Source organism: Paenibacillus qinlingensis (genome assembly GCF_013204845.1).
In the GTDB taxonomy this organism is placed as follows: Bacteria; Bacillota; Bacilli; order Paenibacillales; family NBRC-103111; genus Paenibacillus_E; species Paenibacillus_E qinlingensis.
Genome location: NZ_JABMKY010000032.1, coordinates 54,300 through 75,969, shown reverse-complemented (window position 1 = coordinate 75,969; position 21,670 = coordinate 54,300). Strand labels below are relative to the sequence as shown.

The following is a 21,670-nucleotide window of genomic DNA, read 5'->3' as shown; positions in this document are numbered from 1 at the left end:
ACAGATAACACTGATAGCACAGATAGCACAGATAGCACGGATAGCGCAGATAGCGCAGATAGCACAGATACCATTGATAGCACAGATAACACCGCATTACACATAACCCCACACCACATTACAGCCCTAATTACTCACTTCTCATAATGGGGGAGAGTCGGGGAGGGGGCGGGTAGGGAGAGATGGATGTAAGACGAATGATGACAGATGAAAGAAGAATGCAGCAGACGGATGAAGGACAAATGATGACGAATAAAAGACGGATGTAGCAGACGAATGAAAAACGAATGACGACGGATGAGGCGGCGAGCTTGGTTACAGCCCTTGCTGCCGTAGCAACTGGGCTGTCAGCTCGGGATGCGAGATCGGGAAATGGTGCGCTGCCTCGATCTCCAACGTATGGGCGGAGCGAAGCTCCTCCGCCCAAGGCATAGCGCGATCCTGTGTGCCCCACAGGATCGAAGCCTCCCGCAGCAGCTTCGCCTGCTGCTGCGGAGGGAATGCCTCTGCGCGTGTCAGCGCAGAGAGGGTCTCGGCAGTCGTCTTCCGCACACGCGGCGACTGCAGTTCTTGCAGGACATAAGTGACATACGAAGCCGGTATGTCACTTATGTCCACGAAGCAGCGCTGCGCCAGCAGCTGCTTCCGCAGGTTTTTCTCGCGCAGTCGGCGCAGCGCGAGCTGGTTGAGACGCGCGCTGCGGTACATGCGCGCGGCTGGTTGCAGGGCAGGCTGCAGCAGATGCAGCCTGTGGATCCGCTCCGGCACGCGAGCGTAGGCGTGGGCGGCCAGGAGGCCGCCCAGCGAGTGGCCCACGAGCGTGACCGGGCTGTCGAAGGCGCGAATCGCCTCGACGAGCGCAGCGATATGGCCCTCCATCACGTCGGCAGCGTGATGGTAGGGCGAGCGCCCGAAGCCTGGCAGATCGACCAGGCAGACGTCGTGCTCTGGGAACTGCGCAGCCAGAGGGAGCAGGCAATCCGCTCCGCTTAGTGTGCCGTGCACGAAGAGGAGGGTGTTTTTATGCTGCGCCAGTGGATGTCCTTCCAACCGAAGTTCAGCGTTGCTCCTAATCAACCCCTCATTCTTCGTAAGCTGTCCGGTACCACTTCGACTTCGCTCCAAACTAGCCAATGGCCCTCGTTTCCCTCTCACAAACCCTTCCGCAGGCATATGACCATGTACGAGCTGAAAATCAAGATCTGCCATCGTAGAAGGCAGCATTTCTTCCTGGACCTTGTTCGCGAGTTTATGTTTGTTCAGCAAGCTATCTTTCGGTGCAATCGGAAAAGACGTTTTCTTTTTCACGATGAATTCAAGGGACTCCTTGGGGATACCTAACTTTTGTCCTAACCGTGTACCCAAAAACTTACTCAGCCACGTTGGAGAAATGGATCCATGAGGCTTACTGACACGCAGTTCTTTGGCAATCAGGGCAACTAACTCCTGCATGGAAAGACCTTCCTTGGGATCATCCAGCAAATAGTAAGTTTGCGTAGGTGGCGGTGTAGCTTCTTTGGTTAATAAATTGACGAAGGAGGCGACATGATCCACATGGACAAGAGGCAACCAATGTGTAGAACCGCCGGGTACGATGGACATCAAGCCGCGGGCGGTAGCTCGGACAAGAATGCCGAGACCGCCGGTTTGAGTCGTTTCTCCATGCAGCGAGCTGCCGATGACCACGCTGGGATGAACGATGGAAAGAGGGAATCCCAGTTCCTGAGCGCCTTCTCGGATGCGCAAATCCCCGAGGCATTTCATCAGCTCATACGGTGGACCTTGTTCCAATTGTGCGATGATGGGAGCGGGATTGTGGATGTTTTCGTCCGTCCAGGGGCTTTTGAACCCGACAACATGGATAAAATGCTGTAATCCCCCACGCAGTTGAATGTCCGCAGCCAATCGAAGCATTTCCTCTGCAGCCTGCAGGAAAACCACGCGTGCCTCCGCTTCGCTGATCCGAATATCCATTGGCCCGCCCGCATGGATAATGACTTCTGCGGTCAGAACCTTCTCCCTGTCCGAGTGACTCAAGCCAAGACCAGGCTTACCCAAATCGCCAATGACAGGGCGGATGCGACTTAGGATTGTATCAGCACTGTCTGACCAACCTAACCCCTTACAAATTTGTTCCCAACGCGAACTAGACCGCACGAGCACAGACACCGTGTGATTCCCTTGCGAAAGCTGTGCTAACGTGTGGGTTCCAATAAATCCTGTGCCACCAGTCATAAAAATATGTGCCAAATGAATAACCTCCATTTTTTTGTAGTACTAATCAGTACTAAATATGAGTAAAAAAATTACTTTAGCAATTGGGCTAAAGTAGCAAGTGTTTGACCCAGCAAAGCTGGATCTTGATTCGCATGCTGTAGAAAAAGAGCACCTTCGAGTGATGAAACGATGAGCCCCGCCACAGCTTTTGTAGAAAGAGAAGGAGAGAACTCTCCTTTGCGTACGCCTTCGAGAAGCAGATCTTCCACCAGCCGCATTTGATCCTGAAAAAACAATCCAACTTTCCGTCTAAGTTCGTCCGCTTCTTGCGGCATCTGGGTATACAGCGTGAGGAAGGGACAGCCGGCTAAGAAACGAGTTTCAGGGCCTGCCATACCTTGAAGGAACAGATCAAAGCGCTCCTGTACAGGTAAGTCTGAACGAGCTGCGATCTCTTGCATCTGCTGTGTATAAGCCCCGATAAGCTGATCGAGAATCGCTGTTAAGAGCTCTTCCTTACTTTTGAAATAATAGTAAATATTCGTCTTAGACACCTTGCTGATGACCACGATTTCATCCATACTCGTCGCCAAATAGCCTTGAGTCAGAAAGAGATTTCTAGCGGTCAGAAGTACAACATCACGATTGGTTATTTTTTTTGTCTTTGTCATGAATAGTACTATACAGTACTAAAAAGATAATGTCAAATTGTTCCATGTCATGCAGGTGGGAGAGGAGTTATTAGAATGTGTGTGAAAAAGAATTTTAGGTTTAGTCTTAGGAGTAGGTACTATTCAAAAATAGTACTATTTGGAAAAGGTGCAGCACCATATACTGAGTATCAAGAGCAAGTCATTCATAACGTTGCTTGGCAACGATAGGGGGATTTTAAGATGATGAATCAGCGGAAACGGAATACAACGGCGTTTACTTTTATGGCATGGGCATCCTTTATTGGAGCTTTTGTAGCAATGTTTATTGGGATATATACACTTGAAGAATCGCTTAGCGTGAAGGGGTATTTCGCGGTGTGTGCACTGTTTCTCACCATGTCGGCGTTCGTGCTGCAGAAGGTCATTCGTGATAATTTGGAGGATGGGTACGAATCACGGAAACGGAATACATCGGCTTTTACCTTCTTGGCGTGGAGCTCATTTGCCTTAGCTTTGTTGGGGATGTTCATCGGGATCATTAATCTGGAACAGCTGCTTTCAGTTAAAGGGTACTACGCCGTTACGGCTTTGTTCCTGACCATGTCCTCGTTTGTTCTGCAAAAAACAGTGCGTGATAATAACGATGACGATGCGTTAACTCCTGTGCAGCACGTACATGCAACTGAATTTAAGGTGGAAGATTAGTCGATCGAATAAGGTTAGCCGCGACCCGATGGATGAGACCGAAGCTGCGATCCAAGATAAGAAATCCCGATCTAGCCTGAGGGCGAAAGAGGGGTTTTTTGCTTAGCGTCCTAAGGATAGGAGATCTAAACCTCCGATGCTTCGCTTGGATGACAGTACGCCTAGTGGACACTTACCTGTAAAAACTACAGCTATTCTTCTCATATTGGGCTAAATCAGAAGAATAGCTGGAAAATCTACAGCTAAATTTGCCAGTATCGTTGATTTCGATCGAATCTGCTGATTTTTAACTACACAATTTCCAGTTATTTTAATTAAATTGATATATATGGCGAAAGTAACAACATACAATCCAGCTAATCCACTTAGCCTTGTTGTACAAGTTGTCCCAGTGGACATAGACCTGCAAAAAATCCCGCCCCAGCCCAAAGGCTGAAGCGGGATTGTTATTCTAGAACCATTAAGCGTTAAGCAAATATTGATTCACAGTTGCCTTGATCAATTCCAAACGGCCGGATTGGTTCACAATCGGAGCGTTGTTCTCAAGCGCATAAGCTTCAAGAGACTTGAAGTCTGCTTTGCCAGACACGATGTCTGCGCCGATGCCGGACTTGAAGGAACCGTAACGCGTATCAAGGATGTTGTCGAATACTTTATCTTCAATTAACTTAGCAGCAACTTGCAAGCCGCGAGCGAATGCGTCCATACCTGCGATGTGTGCATATACAACGTCGATAGCTTCGAAAGAAGTACGGCGAACCTTCGCATCGAAGTTCACGCCGCCGCTGCCGATTCCGCCTTCGTTCAAGAGGATTTCGTACATCGCCATTGTTGTGGAATACAAGTCAGTAGGGAACTCATCTGTATCCCAGCCTAGCAACAAGTCACCTTGGTTCGCATCAATGGAGCCAAGAATGCCGTTAACGCGGGCTACACGAAGCTCGTGCTCGAACGTGTGACCAGCAAGCGTTGCATGGTTAGCTTCAAGGTTTAATTTGAAGTAAGGAAGCAGGTCGTATTTTTGCAAGAATGAAAGTGTAGTCGCTGCATCGAAATCGTATTGGTGCTTGGAAGGCTCTTTCGGTTTAGGCTCGATCAAAAATTGACCTGTGTAGCCGATTTCTTTGGCATAAGCCACAGCCATGTGCAGGAAGCGAGCAAGGTTGTCGAGCTCAAGACCAAGATCCGTGTTCAAAAGCGTTTCGTAACCTTCACGCCCGCCCCAGAACACGTAGTTCTCAGAGCCAAGCTCTTTCGCGTGGTCCAGAGCTTTCTTCACTTGTGCTGCTGCATAAGCGAAAACTTCTGCATTATTGGAAGTTGCAGCCCCGTGAACGAAGCGCGGGTTTGTAAACATGTTAGCTGTGTTCCAAAGCAACTTTTTGCCTGTGGAAGCCATTTTATCTTTGATCAAACCAACGACTTCGTCGAGGATTGCGTTGGTTTCTTGCAGGGTCGCGCCTTCATATGCGATGTCCCGGTCATGGAATGCGAAGTAGTCGACATCCAAAATATGCAGGAGCTCAAAACAAGCTTCAACGCGAGCGTTTAACAGTTCCATACCCTCGAATTTGTCCCATGCACGGACGTTCGTGCCCGCACCGAATGGATCGGAGCCATTAGCGGAGAAAGAGTGCCAGTAAGCGACTGCGAAACGCATATGCTCACGCATTGTTTTGCCTAGAATAACTTGATCTGGGTTGTAAAATTTAAAGGAAAGTGGGTTCGTGGATGTCGGGCCCTCGTATTTAACTTGTTGTACATTGTCAAAGTAGCTCATGAGTTCAGCCTCCGTATAAATGAATGATAACTGCTTATGAAGTCATCATAGCATCATTCCGAAAGTTTGTAAATTCATTAAACAAACTTAGTTAGTGCGTGAAAAAGTCTTCTATGTTAGAATCATTTCCATAGCGATTGAGTCGCAGCATTTGGAACGGTATGGAGGATAATTATGAAACAAACAGGCGACTTAAACCTCGTGAAAAAGATAAATAAAACGATCGTCTTGCATCACATCCGCACGGATTCACCGATCTCTCGAGCTAAAATCGCTGAGATTACAGGTCTGACGAAAGCGACAGTATCTAGTCTCGTAAATGAACTGATCGAGAGCTCTCTCGTGGAGGAGATCGGTGCTGGGGAATCGAGCGGCGGGCGCAAGCCGATGATGCTGCTTTTTAACGGAACGGCGGGGTATGCGATTGGCGTTGATCTTGGTGTGCATGATATGTTGGCTGTTCTCACGGATTTAACGGGTAAAGTGATCCGGGAAAAACGCATCCAGCATCACAATGAATCTGTCGCGCAGGTGACGCAGTTACTCAAAACGACGATTCGTGAGCTGATTGAAACAGCACCAGAGAGTGTTTATGGTGTGATTGGGATTGGTCTTGGTGTGCCCGGTATCGTAGATGAGGAGGGGAATCTATTATTTGCCCCGAATCTAGGATGGGAAAATGTGCCGCTGCAGAGCCAGTTAGAAGCGGAATTCGGACTTCCTGTTGTGATTGATAATGAGGCGAACGCTGGGGCAGTAGGCGAGAAGCAATTCGGCGCAGGCAAAGACACCGCGAATCTCATTTATGTCTCGATCGGTATGGGGATCGGTGCGGGTATTATTATTAAAAACGAGCTGTATCGCGGGGCGACAGGATTCTCTGGCGAGATCGGCCACATCTCGATTCAGCATGATGGTCCGAAGTGCCGCTGCGGCAGCTTAGGCTGCTGGGAGCTATACGCATCGGAGCATGCGTTGTTGGAGCAAGCAGGGCGAGAGCTAGGGCACGAAGTCGATCTGGAGTCTTTATTAACAAAAGCAGAGAGTGGCGACGCAGGGGTTATTAAGCTTTTTGAAAGGCTGGGCTACTACCTTGGGGTCGGTGTGGTGAACATCATTAACGCGTATAATCCGGAATTTATCATTCTGGGTGGTCGGTTGGCTGGCGGTGAAAAGTGGCTAATGAAGCCGCTTTTGGATCTGTTAGAGAAGCGCTCTTTGCCACATCCGCGCAAGCAGTTGAAGGTGGAATTCTCGGAGCTTCGTGATCGGTCGACTGTGCTTGGTGCGGCGTCTTTTGCGGTGACGAAGTTCTTTGCTTCGACAACCGTGTCGGTTGAGCGAAACTAATCAAGTGAAAAATAAGGGAAAAATGACATAACATAACATGTAAAGTTATTGACTGATTCTCTGTCTATTTTGTAAAATGGGAGAGGTCTGGTTTTGAACATGATCGGCCTCATGAATCCCATTATAGAAAAGGACGGGAACCAACGATGTTTCTTCGTTCACTTGTTGTTTGTTGTTATCTGATGGGAGCTTATTGGGCATCCTATCACTTTCCATCGATGAAGATGGTTTTCTACCCAACGCTGGGCGCATTTAGTTTTCTATTCATGCATCGTGTAGACAATATAAGAGAAATACGCCGTATTATTATCGGAGCCATTATTGCGGTTACGATGGGCAGTATTTTTTATACCATTAGCACGGGAGCCGTTTCCTTTTTCCTGACAGCCCTTGTGACGATTACGTTAATCCAATTTTTCAAATGGAATGCGGCGCCGATCCTGGCGGTTTCATTCATCCCTTATTTCGCTCATCCGGTATCCATGTGGGCATTGCCGATTGCGGTTCTCGTGTCGCTTACAGGTTTACTAGTATCCATTTGGCTGATTGGCAAGGTCGAGCAGTTGAATTGGTACGTGAGCTTATCAGGCAAAATAACACAGGCACGTCAGTCAATTCGGGCACCTTTTGAGCCATTGAAAAAAGAAGTATAGTCGTTCAAGATATCCATAAAAGCGATCAGCCCCAAGCGTGCTGTCGCTTTTTCTCATTAAGGGGATACGTAGATGATATTGCATAAAGGGGAAATCCTGTTCCGCCAAGGCGAGAAGGGTTCACTATTCAAGCTGCATTCGGGTCTGCTGAAAATTGTTCGTTCACATGAAGATGGTAACACGACACTTGTGAATATCATTGTACCTGGTGAAACGATTCCGCATCATTCGCTGATTAGTCCGAGTGCCTACTATGCAACGGCGGTCGCGCTAGTGACAAGCGAGGTTGAAATGCTGCCTGCAGAGCGCTGGTACGAGGACCTGGAAAGCAATCCAGACCATTTTCGCACCATTGCGCGCCAATTGCAGGAGAAGCTGCGCATGATGCAGCAGCGGATTGATCAGCTCACAGCCGTTGCCCCAGCGGCTAAATTGTTGAAAATGGAGGCATGGTTTGGGCAGTATATCGGTACTTTGAAGTTGACCGACGTGCTAACCCAAGAGGAAATAGGGCAGTTCATAGGGCTTCGCCGAGAAACGGTGAATCGGCTGTTACGAGAAAAAGGGAGAAAGTAAGTAGTAGGTGAGTGAAAGTCTTCTAACCTTTTGAGCCGGAATTTCATTTTGGGAAGGGCTTACCCTGTAACGAAAAGAGATCCAAACCTTTAGATCCAAACCTTCACGAAGGAAATGCCCTCCTTTCACGAAAAGAGATGCAAACCCTCACGAAGGAAATGCCCTCCTTTCGGCGAAAGAAATGCAGACATGGCTCGAAGGAAGGTGCTACTTCCACGAACAGAAATGCAAACCCTTAACCAGAAGATCATTGGGGTTTTCACCAGCTAGGTCCTAACTGCTCCAACTGCTCACCAACTACGCGCTAACTGCTCTCCAACTGATCTCCAACTGATCTCCAACTGGTCTCAAACTGCTCTCCAACTACGCTCTAACCGCTCCCAACTGCTCCCATCTGCTCCCATCTGCTCCCCAACTACACTCTAACCGCTCCCCAACCTTCTACCTTCCCACTCCAACAAATTAGATGGATTTTCTGATGTTAAATTAGTGGAATTTAGCGCAAAAATAAGAATAGCTGGATTATATGTGGTTAATTTCAGTGATTTACCTCAAGTCTGTGAAAAGTAGCGAAAATACCTGTATAAAATCCAGTTAATCATCTTTTTCGCTCGAAATGAGCTCAATTAGATGGACATTTTCCAGTTAGTTAGACTCCCCCCTGCGATGAGAGATATCCGCGCTGCCCTTAAACCAAACGGCCCCGTCGCATCATGCGCACAGAGCCGTTTTTCACGATGATATGAGGTGCTCGGCGTACATACATGCCTTTCGCCAACCTGCAGCAGGGCATTGCTATGGCCGATGAGCTCCGAATGTTTTTAGGAAAGAGCACCGGAAGGACCGAAGAATTCGTAATGACGATCCGCTTCTGGAACACCCCAAGCGATAAGCGATTGGTTCACGGCTTTCATGAATGGCAAGGGACCACAGAAGTAAAAGCTGCCATCCACTGTCGGAACAAGGCTTTGGATCCATGGGAGATCGACATAGCCCTCTTTGTGATAAGACTGCTCATTGGTATCGGCAGCTGTCGGTTGAGCGTAGCACCAAGCAAGTGTGACTTGGGGATGCTTTTCAGCCAACTGTTCGACCTCTCTGCGAAGAGCGTGATGTTCTCCATTTTGAGCAGCATGGATAAAAGTAACCTTCCGATTCGGCTGCTTGGTGGCGAGTGCGTGCAGCATACTCACCATCGGGGTAAGTCCGACACCGCCGCTTAGGAGCGTAACAGGTCGTGTATCTGTTTGATCTAATGTAAAGTCACCTGCTGGCGCGGAGAGCCACAGAACATCTCCCTCTTGAACCTGATTGTGTAAAAAGACAGATACTTTGCCCGCCGGCACAGCTGGATTGGTGTCTTCGCGTTTAACCGAGATTCGGTAGAATGGCTGCCCCGCGGCATGAGAGAGGCTGTACTGTCGAATATGTGTGTAAGTATCGCCGGGTATTTGGACACGAACACTGATATACTGTCCAGCTTCGAATGCAGCAATCGGACCTTGATCCTGCGGCGTTAAGTAAAAGGAGGTAATAACGTCGCTTTCTCTGTCTTTGCGGGCGATGACGAACGGTCTGAAGTCGGACCATCCCCCAGGCTGCAAAGCGGAATTCGTATACATATCGGACTCAATGCCAATGAAGGCACTGGCAATGACCCCATAGGCTTCAGCCCATGCCCCGAGAATGTCGTCCGTCGCCGCATCGCCAAGTACATCCTTAATTGCACCTAGCAAATGTTCTCCAACGATGGGATATTGCTCGGGTTTAACGCCAAGAGAGCGATGTTTGTGGGCAATTTGTTTGACGGCTGGCAGGATCAATTCCAATCGATCAATATGTTTCGCTGCTGCATAAACGGCATTCGCTAACGCTGCCTGCTGCCGACCTTGTTTTTGATTAGCGTGATTGAACAGATGTAGAAGCTCAGGGTGAGATGTGAACAGCTTCTCGTAGAAACGTTTGGTTATCGCGACACCATGAACTTCTAATACAGGCACGGTGGATTTAATGATTTGGATGGTTTGTTCGCTTAACATGTCGGATCATCTCATTTCCAGTAGAATGACTTGATGCCTTTAGTATAGCGAACAAATGGATGGAACCCCTGTGATTAGAATCACAGGGAATCGCAACAAAGTGTGTCTATGGGCAGAGGGAAGGATACACGGTATACTGGAACTAACATCCAAAAGAGGAGGCGGCCTATGCCCGATTGGTCGTATCACACGTTATTTAAATCACTGCTTTTCCGCCTTAGCGGGCGAAGGGCAAGAGATCTTACGTTGCATGCGATAGGTGGGTTAAGTCGCATTCCTGGGGGAACCTTCGTGATCCGCACGATGGGGCACATGGAAATGTCGCCGCAGCTTGCGAGCGAGCTGGCAGGCGTGCCGATTGCCTGTCCCGTCGGCCTCAGCGGCGGGCTTGATCCGCACGGCACGGCGCACAAGGCCCTCGCTCAGTTCGGGCTCGGGTTCATCGAGCTCGGACCCGTGACGGTCCGAGCTGTTCATAGCCATGCATCGATTACTCGCATGGCGGAAGAGGAAGCCATCGTCTACTCCGATGGCTACGAGAACGACGGCGCGGAGGCGATCGCTGCGCGCCTGCGCAAGGGCACGGGGCATCGACTGCCGCACTTCGTGCGGCTGCGGCCGATGCCGGGGAGATCGCCGCGCGAAGCGGCCGAGGAGCAGCGGGAGCTGCTCCAGGAGCTGGCGCCGTACGCGGCGGGGTTCACCCTCGATGGCCTCAGCGAAGGCTGGCCATCGGCAATGGCTTTGGCGTACCTCACGGAGGTGCGCCAGCTGGCAGAAACGGCAGCCCCGGGCAAGCCGGTGCTGTTGTATGTGCCGCAGGAGCTCCCGGAGGGGGAGCTGCGGGCCATTTTGGACACCGCGCGAAGCTTCAGCGGTGTCGTCCTCGGCGACGCGCAGCGGGAGCCGGGCACTCGCCGCGAGCGCGTTAGCGGCGGCGCTGCTTTGCTCAGCGCGCAGCTGAGCAAGGTTCGGTTGCTGCGCGAGTCGCTGGGCGAGCGCAGCGCGATTGTGGCGGCCGGCGGCGTGCATCAGCCGGAGGACGCGCGCGTGCTGTTGGCAGCAGGCGCGACTAGCGTCATGCTGCACAGCGGGCTCGTGTACGCGGGGCCGGGGCTGCCGAAGCGGATCAATGAAGCGATCCTATATGATCGCATCACAGCTCCTGCGACTTCGGCTGTCTTTGAGGCTTCGTGGAACGAAGTCAGTGTTCCTTTAAACGAGCAGGCTTCCGATTCTAATACCGCTGTTATTACGTCTTCCGTCGCTTTGGCGTCCCCCCAGCTAGGGAAGATTTCATCCTTCCAGCCTTCATCATCCCCGCCTACTCTTTCCTTCTGGGCGAATTGGGGGTGGATGAGCCTGTTGGGATTAGGGATGATAATCGGCGGCGTACTTGCCTGGTTGATTGCAGCAACGACAGTGCTGTTGCCGTATGATGAAGACTTTCTCGGCAAAACACGCAATGAAATTATCCGTTTCAATAACCATCTACTCCATTTCATGTCTCATGATCGCATTACCTTAGCGGGTACGATGATCTCCATTGGCATTTTCTATTATCAGTTAGCTCATCACGGCTTACGTTACGGGCTGCACTGGGCGCGAACGGCCGTCATATCTTCTTGTGTTGTCGGTTTTGGCAGTTTCTTTCTGTATCTGGGGTATGGTTATTTTGATCCGCTTCATGCAGCAGCAGCGGTTGTTTTGCTCCCGATGTTGTTGCTGACGCTGCGTGGCTTGAAGGATTATCCGTCTCGTAAGCCGCCAGGTGTACGTAATGATCGAGTATGGTTTAGAGCGCAGTGGGGGCAGTGCTGTTTGGTGATACTTGGCTTTGGTCTGGGAATCGGGGGACTTATGATCTCCATTGTCGGCATTACGGAGGTATTCGTCCCAAGTGATTTGGTCTACTTAGGTGTAACTTCTTCGGAGCTGTCGGCTTGGAGTGAGGCCATGATTCCGCTCATCGCACATGATCGTGCTGGCTTTGGTGGTGCGCTGTTTTCATTAGCAGTAGCGATAACGGCTTCGGCGCTTTGGGGTGTCAATCAAGGCGAAGGATGGTTATGGTGGACATTCCTCTGGGGTGGGCTGCCGGGATTCGCAGCTGGATTAGTGGTGCATTTTCATATTGGCTATACGGATTTTGTACATTTATTGCCTGTTTACATAGCGGTGATGCTGTATGTAGGCGGATTATATTTAACATATCCCTATCTCGTTGGCAAAGGGGGCGCAACTGTTACGGCAGTTAGATCCCTGTAAAGATGAGTGAGCTTCCAAATGTCCACGTGAGTGGTGTTTGAGGCTTTTTGCTAGATAGAGGGGAAGTCTAACGGACACTAGCGACCTTATTCACAAGAAAAGAAGCCCTTCTTCCACGTAACGGACGCCTACGACGTTATTCATCCATTTTTTGCGATTAGCATGTGCCAAAAAAGCAAATAGCGACTATCATGTCCGTTAGCCATGCAAATGGGTACTTTTGAACCAATTAGGGTCATCTGTGTCCGTTTTACAGCTCAACTCCTGCTAATTAAAGAGCTGCTCATCGAGCTGATGCCGCCAATCCACAAAGAAAAACTGTCCCCTAAGATCCATGGATCCTGGGGGACAGCTCCTTATTAAAACGTATGCGCCAAATCCTTCGCACGCGCAATCGCGTCCTCTTTGATCTGCTGCGCTTTATCAGGGAACTGGTTATGCCCCTCTACGAACAGCCCTTGCGTGTCGGTTATTCCGAAAAAGCCCATAATGATGCTGATATAGCGATGACCAGATTCCATACCGGCCGCAGGCCCCTCCGAATACACGCCGCCGCGCGCTTGGATATGCAGTACCTTTTTGCCAGGAAGAAGGCCAACAGGACCTTCTGCGGTGTACTTGAACGTTTTGCCAGCTACGCAAAGAGCATCCAGATAAGCTTTCATCACAGGAGGGAATGAGAAATTCCACATCGGCGTGACGAACACGTATTTGTCTGCAGCAATGAACTGCTCGGTGAGTTCACTAATGCGTCCAACCTTAGCGCTTTCCTCGCTAGATAAAGAGGAGAAATCTTGTCCACTGCGCAGCTTACCCCATCCGCTGAACACGTCCGCATCAATATGCGGCACTTGGATACGATACAAATCAACAGGAATCACTTCGTCATTGGGGTTCGCTTCGCGATAGGCATCGATGAAAGCTTTGCCTACGGCCATACTGTAAGACGTTTGATGATCATGAGGATGCGCAGTAATATGCAGAACAGTTGCCAAAGTGAGATCCATCCTTTCGGGTATGCAGTCTATGAAATCCTCTTCTAATGTGTATTAAAAGCACTTTAAATATGCTGGTAGGTAATGGCGAGCCGTTATGAGGCTAAACTGATGCAGGTTGTCGACAAAGATTTGGTCATGGAACTACCTATTTACATTGAGCCTTGGCGGCTTTTGAGTTATGATGGGAGACGATGTTTTTATTTGAATTTTCTATGCGATGATTAACTAAATTGAGATAAAGTGAGATGACGAATAATGACGAAACCTAAAGATGTAAACTATAGCATGCCAGCAGAGTGGACAGAGCACGAACGAACTTTTATTTCTTGGCCGGTTCAGGCGTCGATGGTTTACCCAGAGGATCACGCGGTAGTGTCCCAAGGGTATGCGGATTTGGCGAAGGCGATTGCCGAATTTGAGCCTGTTACTGTGATTGTTAATCCTTCTGATGCAGAGCAAGTGAAAGCGATGTTCACGGAATCCAATGTGGATTTCTTGGAGATTCCCCATAATGACGCTTGGTTCCGCGACAATGGTCCAACTTTCGTGTTGAACGAGCAGCAAGAAATTGCAGCAGTCAACTGGAAGTTCAATGCATGGGGCGGCAAGTATGCGCCTTGGGATCTTGATGATAACGTAGCGCCACAAATTGCGGAGCACCATGGTGTGAAACGTTTTGACGCTCCGCTCGTCATGGAGGGTGGCTCCATCCACGTGGATGGAGAAGGGACGCTTTTGACCACAGAAGAATGTCTATTGAACACGAACCGCAACCCGGATCTGAGCCGTGAGGAGATTGAGGCGCATGTCCGCAATTTCGTGAACGTGGAGAAAATTATCTGGTTGAACAAGGGGCTCGACGGTGACGAGACGGACGGTCACGTGGATAATATTGCTTGCTTCGCGGCTCCAGGCAAAATCATTCTGCAAGTCTGTAACGATCCTTCGGATGCTAACTATGCGATTACGCAGGAGAATTTGGAGATTCTCCGCAGTGCGAGGGATGCTAAAGGTCGTTCATTTGAGATTATCCAAATTGAGCAACCACCGCTGACGTTCTTTGAAGAGCAGCGTTTGACGCTTAGCTATTTGAACTTTTATTTCGTGAACGGCGGCATCATCTTGCCGGTGTTTGGTGGAACTTCGGAAGAGACAGATCGCAAGGCGATTGAAGTGCTTCAAGCGACGTTCCCTGAACGTCGAATCCGTACAATTAACGGCATGTCCATTATCAAAGAAGGCGGCAATGTTCACTGCACGACGCAGCAAATGCCAGCAAGCAAGAAAGGGTGATTCCAAATGAGAAAAGTGACTGTAGCAGCCACACAAATGAGCTGTTCCGATAACATAGAAGAAAACATCGCCAAAGCGGAGAAATTGGTCCGTGAAGCCGCGGCGAAGGGTGCGCAAGTGATTCTAATTCAAGAGTTGTTTGAAACACCTTATTTTTGCCAAAAAGAAAAATCCGATTACTACCGCTACGCAACGGAATTAGAAACGAACAAAGCGATCAATCACTTCCGTGAGATCGCCAAAGAGCTGGCAGTAGTTCTGCCAATCTCCTTTTATGAGAAAAAGAACTACGCTCGCTACAACTCGCTTGCCGTTATCGATGCCGATGGTTCCGTGCTCGGCACCTACCGCAAAAGCCACATCCCTGACGGTCCAGGGTATGAGGAGAAGTTCTATTTTAACCCGGGAGATACAGGTTTCAAGGTGTGGAAAACACGCTACGCCAAAATCGGCGTCGGCGTATGTTGGGATCAATGGTACCCAGAAGCTGCTCGCGTAATGGCACTGATGGGGGCGGAACTGTTGTTCTACCCAACGGCTATCGGTTCCGAACCGCAGGATGGTTCCATTGATTCGAAGGATCACTGGCAAATGTGCATGCGCGGTCACGCGGCGTGCAACTTGATGCCGGTAATCGCATCGAACCGTATCGGGAAGGAAGAAGATGAGGATTCCAGCATCAACTTCTATGGTTCGTCTTTCATTGCAGGTCCACAGGGGAATCTGATTGAGGAAGCTGGACGTGACGAGGAAACGGTTCTTGTTGCCGAGTTCGATCTGGATCAGCTCGAAATTCAACGTATTGAATGGGGTATTTTTCGAGATCGTCGTCCGGATCTATACAAGAAAATCGCTACGTACGATGGTGAGCAGGTGTTTTAATTGTGTGGCTCATTCCCTTACTTAAGGGCCTGTTATTAGGCTTTTCCATCGCGGCACCTGTTGGCCCTATAGGAATCCTATGTATGCGCAGAACGCTGACGTTAGGTCGCTTGCATGGTTTTCTATCTGGACTAGGCGCAGCTACGGCAGATGCTATCTATGGCTTCATTGCAGGGTTCGGCTTGACGCTGATTACTAGCTTTTTGTTAGATCAAAAGGTGATCCTACAGTTGGTCGGGGGTCTGTTCCTTATCTATCTGGGCGTGCAAACTTTTCGCTCAAAGCCAGCCGCTGAAGCGGCTAAAGCGACAGGGGATACGCTATTCAAATCATATGCGTCGACGCTGCTGCTCACCATTACGAATCCGATGACGATCATGTCGTTCGTCGGTGCGTTTGCGGGGCTTGGGCTGGCAGATCGTGCAGCGGGAGGCTTCACGCCTGCGATTGCTTTGGTGGTCGGTGTGTTCTCAGGTTCAGCGCTATGGTGGTTGCTGCTTAGTTTGTTGGTTGGATTGTTGAGGGAGCGGCTCAAAGGAGCGGCGTTCCTGTGGATTAATCGCGTCTCTGGTGCGATGTTAACGGTTTTTGGATTGTTTGCAGTGATGGGGCTACTCCTTCGGGGGTAGCTTTTTTGTACATTCTCCATAAACGCTCCCATCCTTGAAGGTCGGTGTAGGCGTTTATTTTGTAAGCGAAGCCTACTCCGGGCCATAGCTAAAGCCAAAACGACAAAACGCAAAACGCAAAACGCAAAACGCAAAACGCAAAACGCAAAACGCAAAACGCAAAACGCAAAACGCAAAACGCAAAACGTAAAACTCAAAACCCAAAACCCAAAATCCAAAACCCGTAACGCAAACCGTAAAACTCAAAACTCAAAACCCAAACCCAAACCCAAACCCAAACCCAAACCCAAGCGAAGGCCCCCAACCCCACCCGATTGATGCAGAATTGGTGGTTGGTTTATTGGGGATTATTCTCTGAAAAATGCAAAAGGGCAACCTTTCTCTCTATTTATCCCCCAAATAAGCAAATGCGTGCAAAAAGGCAACCTTTCTATCGAATTTCAAGGAAATATCATCTACTCACACGAAATTGATGCCTATTTGTATCAATTTCCAAAAAAACAAGTGAAATCCGCTGTCAAAACTGCTCTTTTGCATTTTTGATAGCTCCCAACCCAACCCAACCCAACCCAACCCAACCCAACCCAACCCAACCCAACCCAACCCAACCCAACCCAACCCAACCCAACCCAACCCGACCCAACCCAACCCAACCCAACCCAACCCAACCCAACCCAACCCAACCCAACCCAACCCAACCCAACCCAACCCAACCCAACTCGCAACCTAGGCGTTACCCACAGTGCATCCTGACCAAGTGAATAACTGGATTATCTGTAGCTAATTCAAGCGAGATCACGCATTTTGGCAGACTAACTGGATTTCCTCCCGTTATTTCAGGCCAATTTCTCCAAAGGGGGCATATCGAGCAAATTTAAATGTAGAAAATCCAGTTAAACTCCCAAGAGGCTAGTTTTACCCGGAAATAGATGTAGGAAATCCATTTATTCCCCAAAACCACCACAAACTTAGCAGTTGCTACTCTCCCTTCCCTTTCGAATAGCCGATAAATGCTGTAGCAGCGAAATTACGAGGAGGAATGGCTTGTAAATTGGCTCTATTTCTCCATAAACTCCCGTCCTTGAAGGACGGCGTAGGCGTTTGTTTTGCATGTTATGGAAGATGACATCCCCCCTTATTTTTTTAATAACATTTGTCGATATAGATAGAATAGCCCGCGAAATTTGTCGAATGAAGACCTCTTAGATGACTGCTTAGATGAGAAAAAACTTTCTTGAATTCAATGGCAATCGAACAAAGCACGTAACGCAGCGGCTAGAATTCAAAAGAAGAAAGAAGGGGTCTTTCATGATTAAAAATTGGTCTTTAAAAACGAAACTACTATCGGGCATGCTCTTAGTTATTTTGTTATTTACGCTTGGTGCCGTGAACAATTACTGGAAACTAACGGGAGCTCAAAGTACGTTGAGTCAGGAGACGGAACGAAATGCCGAGTTGAAGGCAGCATACGAGCTTAAGAATTATGTAGGCATCCTGTACAGTAATCAAGCTGATGTCATTATCAATCAGAGTGATGAAGCAGCGAAAGCGTACAAGGAAAATGAAGTGAAATTTAGAGAATACCTCGAGTTCATTGCCCTAAGATCGGACAACCCGAAAGAGGTGGAGTTGGCTGCAAGTCTGCGAACCGCTAGCGAGGGTTTTATCAAATCATTTGATGTAGTCATGGACATTAATAAAAAAGGCAGCAAACTAACGGCAGCGCAGCTGCGCGATGAGAATAAGAAGGCGGATGATCAAACCGACGAATTCAAACAAACGATCTATACCGTGGCAGATCAATATATTAATAGATTCAATCAAGAATCGAAGGAATCCACAGAGTATTTAACCGATGAAATTAAATCCGTCAATATGACACTTATTATTTCCTGTATTATTGATGTGCTGCTTGGCATAGGTATCGCATTGCTGCTTAGCCGAATCATCATTGGACCTATCAATGTGTTAATGAATGTGGCTCAAAGCATTGCTGGGGGAGACTTAACGCGTACGATCACGAGTCAGAGTAAGGATGAGGTTGGGAAACTAACGGATAGCTTTAGCCGAATGATTCTTAATTTGCAAGAGCTGATTAAAGAGGTGAATGCAAATTCACATGATGTAGCCGTTTCCTCAAAGCAGCTTTCGGCAAGCGCAGAAGAAACTTCGGCGGCTTCGAACGAAATCGCGACTTCTATCCAAGCCGTAGCGCGAGGGGCTGAAGCTCAGGGCTTAACTTCCAATGAAAGCGCTCGAGCGATGGAGGAAATGTCGATAGGCATACAACGAATTGCAGAAACGTCATCTTCCGTATCGGATGTTTCCATGGATGCCTCTGAGAAAGCAAGGAACGGTAACCTATCCTTACAGCAAGTTATTCGTCAAATGGAATCCATACGAGCCACCGTTGATCGTACAGCCTCCATGGTACAGAAGCTAGATAAGCAATCCATAGAAATCGGCAGCATTGTAAGTGTGATCTCCAACATCGCCACCCAGACGAATCTGCTTGCGCTCAATGCAGCTATTGAAGCGGCTCGTGCTGGCGAACATGGTCGCGGCTTTGCCGTCGTTGCTGGAGAAGTGCGGAAGCTAGCTGAACAATCAGGCAGCTCGGCCAATCAGATTATTGCGTTGATTGAACAAATTCAGCAGGGTACTCAGCTAGCTGTCGAGGCGATGAATGAGGGAACCAGAGAAGTGCATACGGGGATCGTCGTGGTACATGAGGCTGGTGAGGCCTTTCAATTGATCCTGCGGGCAATCGATCAAGTGGCTGATCAGATCCGTGATGTTTCTGCTGTGGCGGAAGAGATGTCGGCAAGATCGGAACAGGTGACGGCTTCGGTGATTGAATCATCTAACATCGCACAGCAATCGGCCTTTGCCGCTCAGAATGTAGCGGGGAGCGCTGAGCAGCAGCTTGCAGCGCTGCAAGAAGTTGCTGCATTCGCTAACGACTTGAACAGTATGTCCCTGAGACTGCAGCAAGCCGTCGGTAAGTTCAAGCTATAAAACAGGAGTAGGAACCCTCTGGAGCGAAGTAGACCATCACTAGAGTTGCAAAGGAGGCAAATCCAAAGCCATGCGAAGTGAACAAGAAATGATGGCCATCATCCTAGACACGGCTCGAGAAGATGAGCGAATTCGTGCGGTGATGATGAATGGATCGCGTACGAATCCGAATGTACCTCGGGATGAATTTCAGGATTATGATATCGTCTATTTCGTACAGGAAACCGAATCTTTCCGATCGGATCCCGATTGGATTGATCGGTTTGGAGAGCGGCTCATCATGCAGATGCCGGATAATAACGAATTTTATCCTATGGCGGAGCCAACGGAGCGCCTCGTGTATCTGATGCAATTCCAAGATGGGAATCGAATTGACCTCACCTTGATCCCTTTGGCGCAGCGGCAACAGCTGATGAAGCCGGACAGCTTAAGTGTATTGCTTTTGGATAAGGATGGAACGATCGGTCTACTTCCTGTTTCGAGCGACAGTGACTATCATATCCATAGGCCTACAGAGAAACAATTCCAAGGAGCATGCAATGAGTTCTGGTGGATCTGCTTGAATATGGCGAAGGGGCTTTGGCGCGAAGAGTTGACCTATGTCATGTTTATGCATGAGCAAATCAATCGCAATGTCCTGATTCAGATGCTCGAATGGAAAATAGGGATGCGTGCTGATTTTACGATGAGTGCTGGCAAATGTGGCAAGTACATCGCCAATTACCTAACAGCTGACGAATGGCAAGCATTTAAAGCAACGTATACGGATGCTGATTATGATCACATTTGGCAATCTCTCTTTAAGATGTGTGACCTGTTAAGTAGAACTGCGCAAGAAGTTGCTGCTTATCTGGACTTCGAATACGTTCATGCGGAAGAACGGAATGTACGTACTTATTTGCATGAGGTGCGAAATCGGCCGAAGAAACATGGGAATTAGGGAGCCTAGATGACCCACAGCGGTGAATGCTGAGGGTCTTTTTCTTGCTTTCGGTGGCGTCACGATTTATTTATATGCAAAAAAGGAAAAATCTAGATTTTTGCCGAATTGAAATAGCGAATAATTTAGAGGAGGCCACCCCTGCATGATTAACAATATATTTACAGCAGCACGCACTGGCGATGTAACCTTAGTCAAGGATTTACTGGACACGGATCTTTCGCTAGTCAATGCTGAGAACAGTGATGGCCTTACGCTTCTGGGATTTGCAGCACATTTCGGTCAGAGCGAAGTGGTTAAGCTGCTTTTGGAAAATGGCGCAGATGTGAATGCCGTATCGCATTCTAAAGTCAGCTATATCCCTTCGAATACGGCACTGCATGCGGCTATTGCCGGCGAGCAGAGCTTAGAGGTCATACAACTACTGCTCGCTCACCGTGCGAAGCCGACGATTATGGATAGCAATGGACATACGAGTCTGCATGTGGCCGCCTTCCATAAGGATAGTACGCAGATCATTGAGCTTTTGATCAGCCAGGGTGCGGATGTGAATGCGAAATTGGAAGATGGCGTCTATGCGATTGATCTAGCCAAAGAGCAGGGTCATACTGCGGTGATTGGCTTGTTGCGAGCGCACGGAGCTATCGGGTAATACATAGTGAACAGAGGACATTCAGCCAGCCCTAGCGGATCAAAGAATGTCCTTTTTGGCTTGAAGTCTTTTATTGGCAGCGACTAGACGGTATAGACTAATACCCAGTAAGACAAGGACTGGCACATAGAGAATCAGCAAGGGATAAAAAATCACATTTTTTATGTTTATCATGAAAATTGGGATTTGTGCGGCAGTAACCGCCGTAAATACGCCGATGAGTCGTTTATTCCGCTCGATCATGGAGTCAATGTCAGTAAAAATTTCAGGCTTCGTATGCTGATAGGTTTGTCTCCAGATATACCAACCTGCACCGCTGTAAATTTTATCCCAACCTGTGTCTTCAAAAATGCTAGCGTAGTTGGAATCCACCTTCGTTTGGTAATCGACGCAGTAGCTCATTTTGCGAGGAGCGCCTTTTTTAAAGTGAAAACGCAAGCCATTCCAATTTACATGTTGTAAATGCCAGCCTTGCGCCTCCATATCCTCCAACCATGCTGTAATCGTCTCCGATTGTGAACTGTCCCACCATTTAAACATCTTTTTGGTCTCACTCATACAAAGATCCCTCTACTTTCTTCGCATTTTCGTAAAGCTCTGTAATTCTGGCGATCTCCAGCTTGAGTAGTTCTTTACCAGAAGGCGTGATGCGGTACAGCTTACGACGCTCTTCTTCAGCTACAGCTTGAATCAAACGATCCTTCTCCATCCGAGATAAACTGCCATAAATCGTGCCAGGGCCGAGGTGAATTCGACCTTGCGTGAGTTCCTCCACCCACTGAATAATGCCATAACCATGCCGAACTTCCGTTAGGGAAAGCAAAATGTAATAAGCCGTTTCAGACATCGGCAAGTACTGACGGTAGAGCTTTTCGCTATCCATAAATTCTCCTTCTTCATACATCAGGATATGTTATATCATATCTCGTTGTATCGCGTAGTGATATATCATGAGATGAGTATATCACCGCGTGATATAGAGTGCAATAGGCATTTACAAATTGACACTGCCACTAA

The 21,670-nt window shown here is 48.6% G+C and carries 19 protein-coding genes and 1 pseudogene; 12 read left to right on the top strand and 8 right to left on the bottom strand.

Features of this window, described 5'->3' with window-relative positions; translation table 11 throughout:
* Positions 1-315 precede the first annotated feature (315 nt).
* Complete coding sequence (locus HQN88_RS33935) at positions 316-2,250, bottom strand: alpha/beta fold hydrolase (protein ID WP_173120598.1); 1,935 nt, start codon at positions 2,248-2,250, stop codon at positions 316-318.
* Positions 2,251-2,306: 56 nt separating this feature from the next.
* Entirely contained in the window at positions 2,307-2,888 is a 582-nt protein-coding gene (locus tag HQN88_RS33930; protein ID WP_173120596.1) for a TetR/AcrR family transcriptional regulator, read from the bottom strand.
* Positions 2,889-3,110: 222 nt separating this feature from the next.
* Here HQN88_RS33930 and HQN88_RS38535 point away from each other — a divergent pair.
* A pseudogene (locus HQN88_RS38535) lies at positions 3,111-3,290 on the top strand (YiaA/YiaB family inner membrane protein); the annotation flags it as partial.
* On the top strand, positions 3,267-3,575 hold the full coding sequence (locus tag HQN88_RS38530; RefSeq protein ID WP_246320617.1) for a YiaA/YiaB family inner membrane protein: 309 nt from the start codon (positions 3,267-3,269) through the stop codon (positions 3,573-3,575). The pseudogene HQN88_RS38535 and the gene HQN88_RS38530, both read left to right, overlap by 24 nt.
* Positions 3,576-4,035: 460 nt before the next feature.
* Here the strand turns inward: HQN88_RS38530 and xylA are convergent, their stop codons facing one another.
* On the bottom strand, positions 4,036-5,355 hold the full coding sequence (gene xylA, locus HQN88_RS33920; protein WP_173120594.1) for a xylose isomerase: 1,320 nt from the start codon (positions 5,353-5,355) through the stop codon (positions 4,036-4,038).
* Positions 5,356-5,529: 174 nt separating this feature from the next.
* Here xylA and HQN88_RS33915 point away from each other — a divergent pair, with 174 nt between their 5' ends.
* The 3 genes from HQN88_RS33915 to HQN88_RS33905 all read left to right on the top strand — a co-directional run bounded on the left by HQN88_RS33915 (position 5,530) and on the right by HQN88_RS33905 (position 7,934).
* Positions 5,530-6,705, top strand: coding sequence for an ROK family transcriptional regulator (locus tag HQN88_RS33915; protein WP_173120592.1), 1,176 nt, complete (start codon positions 5,530-5,532; stop codon positions 6,703-6,705).
* 146 nt (positions 6,706-6,851) lie between these two features.
* Entirely contained in the window at positions 6,852-7,358 is a 507-nt protein-coding gene (locus tag HQN88_RS33910; protein ID WP_173120590.1) for an HPP family protein, read from the top strand.
* Between the two features lie 72 nt (positions 7,359-7,430).
* The gene (locus tag HQN88_RS33905) at positions 7,431-7,934 is read left to right on the top strand and encodes a Crp/Fnr family transcriptional regulator (RefSeq protein ID WP_173120588.1); all 504 of its coding nucleotides are present in this window, start codon (positions 7,431-7,433) and stop codon (positions 7,932-7,934) included.
* Positions 7,935-8,755: 821 nt separating this feature from the next.
* On the opposite strand, the gene hmpA is transcribed toward HQN88_RS33905, so the two are convergent.
* Positions 8,756-9,973, bottom strand: coding sequence for an NO-inducible flavohemoprotein (hmpA, locus tag HQN88_RS33900; protein ID WP_173120586.1), 1,218 nt, complete (start codon positions 9,971-9,973; stop codon positions 8,756-8,758).
* A gap of 108 nt (positions 9,974-10,081) precedes the next feature.
* Between hmpA and HQN88_RS33895 the strand changes: the two genes are divergently transcribed.
* Positions 10,082-12,241 (top strand): dihydroorotate dehydrogenase, encoded by a 2,160-nt coding sequence (locus HQN88_RS33895; protein WP_338118551.1) that lies wholly within the window; start codon positions 10,082-10,084, stop codon positions 12,239-12,241.
* 359 nt (positions 12,242-12,600) lie between these two features.
* Here HQN88_RS33895 and HQN88_RS33890 read toward each other — a convergent pair whose 3' ends face one another.
* A complete protein-coding gene (locus HQN88_RS33890) occupies positions 12,601-13,236 on the bottom strand; it encodes an FMN-dependent NADH-azoreductase (protein WP_173120582.1) in 636 nt (211 codons plus the stop codon).
* Between the two features lie 258 nt (positions 13,237-13,494).
* Between HQN88_RS33890 and HQN88_RS33885 the strand changes: the two genes are divergently transcribed.
* From HQN88_RS33885 to HQN88_RS33875, 3 genes are read left to right on the top strand one after another with little or no spacing between them, the layout of a single operon-like run.
* On the top strand, positions 13,495-14,532 hold the full coding sequence (locus HQN88_RS33885) for an agmatine deiminase family protein (protein WP_173120580.1): 1,038 nt from the start codon (positions 13,495-13,497) through the stop codon (positions 14,530-14,532).
* Positions 14,533-14,538: 6 nt separating this feature from the next.
* Positions 14,539-15,414, top strand: a complete 876-nt coding sequence (aguB, locus tag HQN88_RS33880) for an N-carbamoylputrescine amidase (RefSeq protein WP_173120578.1) — start codon at positions 14,539-14,541, stop codon at positions 15,412-15,414.
* 2 nt (positions 15,415-15,416) lie between these two features.
* The gene (locus HQN88_RS33875; RefSeq protein ID WP_173120576.1) at positions 15,417-16,043 is read left to right on the top strand and encodes a LysE family translocator; all 627 of its coding nucleotides are present in this window, start codon (positions 15,417-15,419) and stop codon (positions 16,041-16,043) included.
* Between the two features lie 517 nt (positions 16,044-16,560).
* Here the strand turns inward: HQN88_RS33875 and HQN88_RS33870 are convergent.
* Positions 16,561-16,761: a hypothetical protein gene (locus tag HQN88_RS33870; protein ID WP_173120568.1), complete on the bottom strand. Its 201-nt coding sequence runs from the start codon at positions 16,759-16,761 to the stop codon at positions 16,561-16,563.
* A 590-nt stretch (positions 16,762-17,351) separates the two neighbouring features.
* On the opposite strand from HQN88_RS33870, the gene HQN88_RS33865 reads away from it, so the two are divergent.
* The 3 genes from HQN88_RS33865 to HQN88_RS33855 all read left to right on the top strand — a co-directional run bounded on the left by HQN88_RS33865 (position 17,352) and on the right by HQN88_RS33855 (position 20,653).
* Positions 17,352-19,061, top strand: a complete 1,710-nt coding sequence (locus tag HQN88_RS33865) for a methyl-accepting chemotaxis protein (RefSeq protein ID WP_173120566.1) — start codon at positions 17,352-17,354, stop codon at positions 19,059-19,061.
* Between the two features lie 70 nt (positions 19,062-19,131).
* A complete protein-coding gene (locus tag HQN88_RS33860) occupies positions 19,132-20,001 on the top strand; it encodes an aminoglycoside 6-adenylyltransferase (protein WP_173120558.1) in 870 nt (289 codons plus the stop codon).
* A 145-nt stretch (positions 20,002-20,146) separates the two neighbouring features.
* Entirely contained in the window at positions 20,147-20,653 is a 507-nt protein-coding gene (locus tag HQN88_RS33855) for an ankyrin repeat domain-containing protein (protein ID WP_173120556.1), read from the top strand.
* A gap of 39 nt (positions 20,654-20,692) precedes the next feature.
* Here HQN88_RS33855 and HQN88_RS33850 read toward each other — a convergent pair whose 3' ends face one another.
* On the bottom strand, positions 20,693-21,211 hold the full coding sequence (locus HQN88_RS33850; RefSeq protein WP_173120554.1) for a DUF2812 domain-containing protein: 519 nt from the start codon (positions 21,209-21,211) through the stop codon (positions 20,693-20,695).
* Positions 21,204-21,536 (bottom strand): PadR family transcriptional regulator, encoded by a 333-nt coding sequence (locus tag HQN88_RS33845; RefSeq protein WP_173120553.1) that lies wholly within the window; start codon positions 21,534-21,536, stop codon positions 21,204-21,206. The genes HQN88_RS33850 and HQN88_RS33845 overlap by 8 nt, the downstream gene beginning before the upstream one ends.
* Between the last annotated feature and the right edge of the window lie 134 nt (positions 21,537-21,670).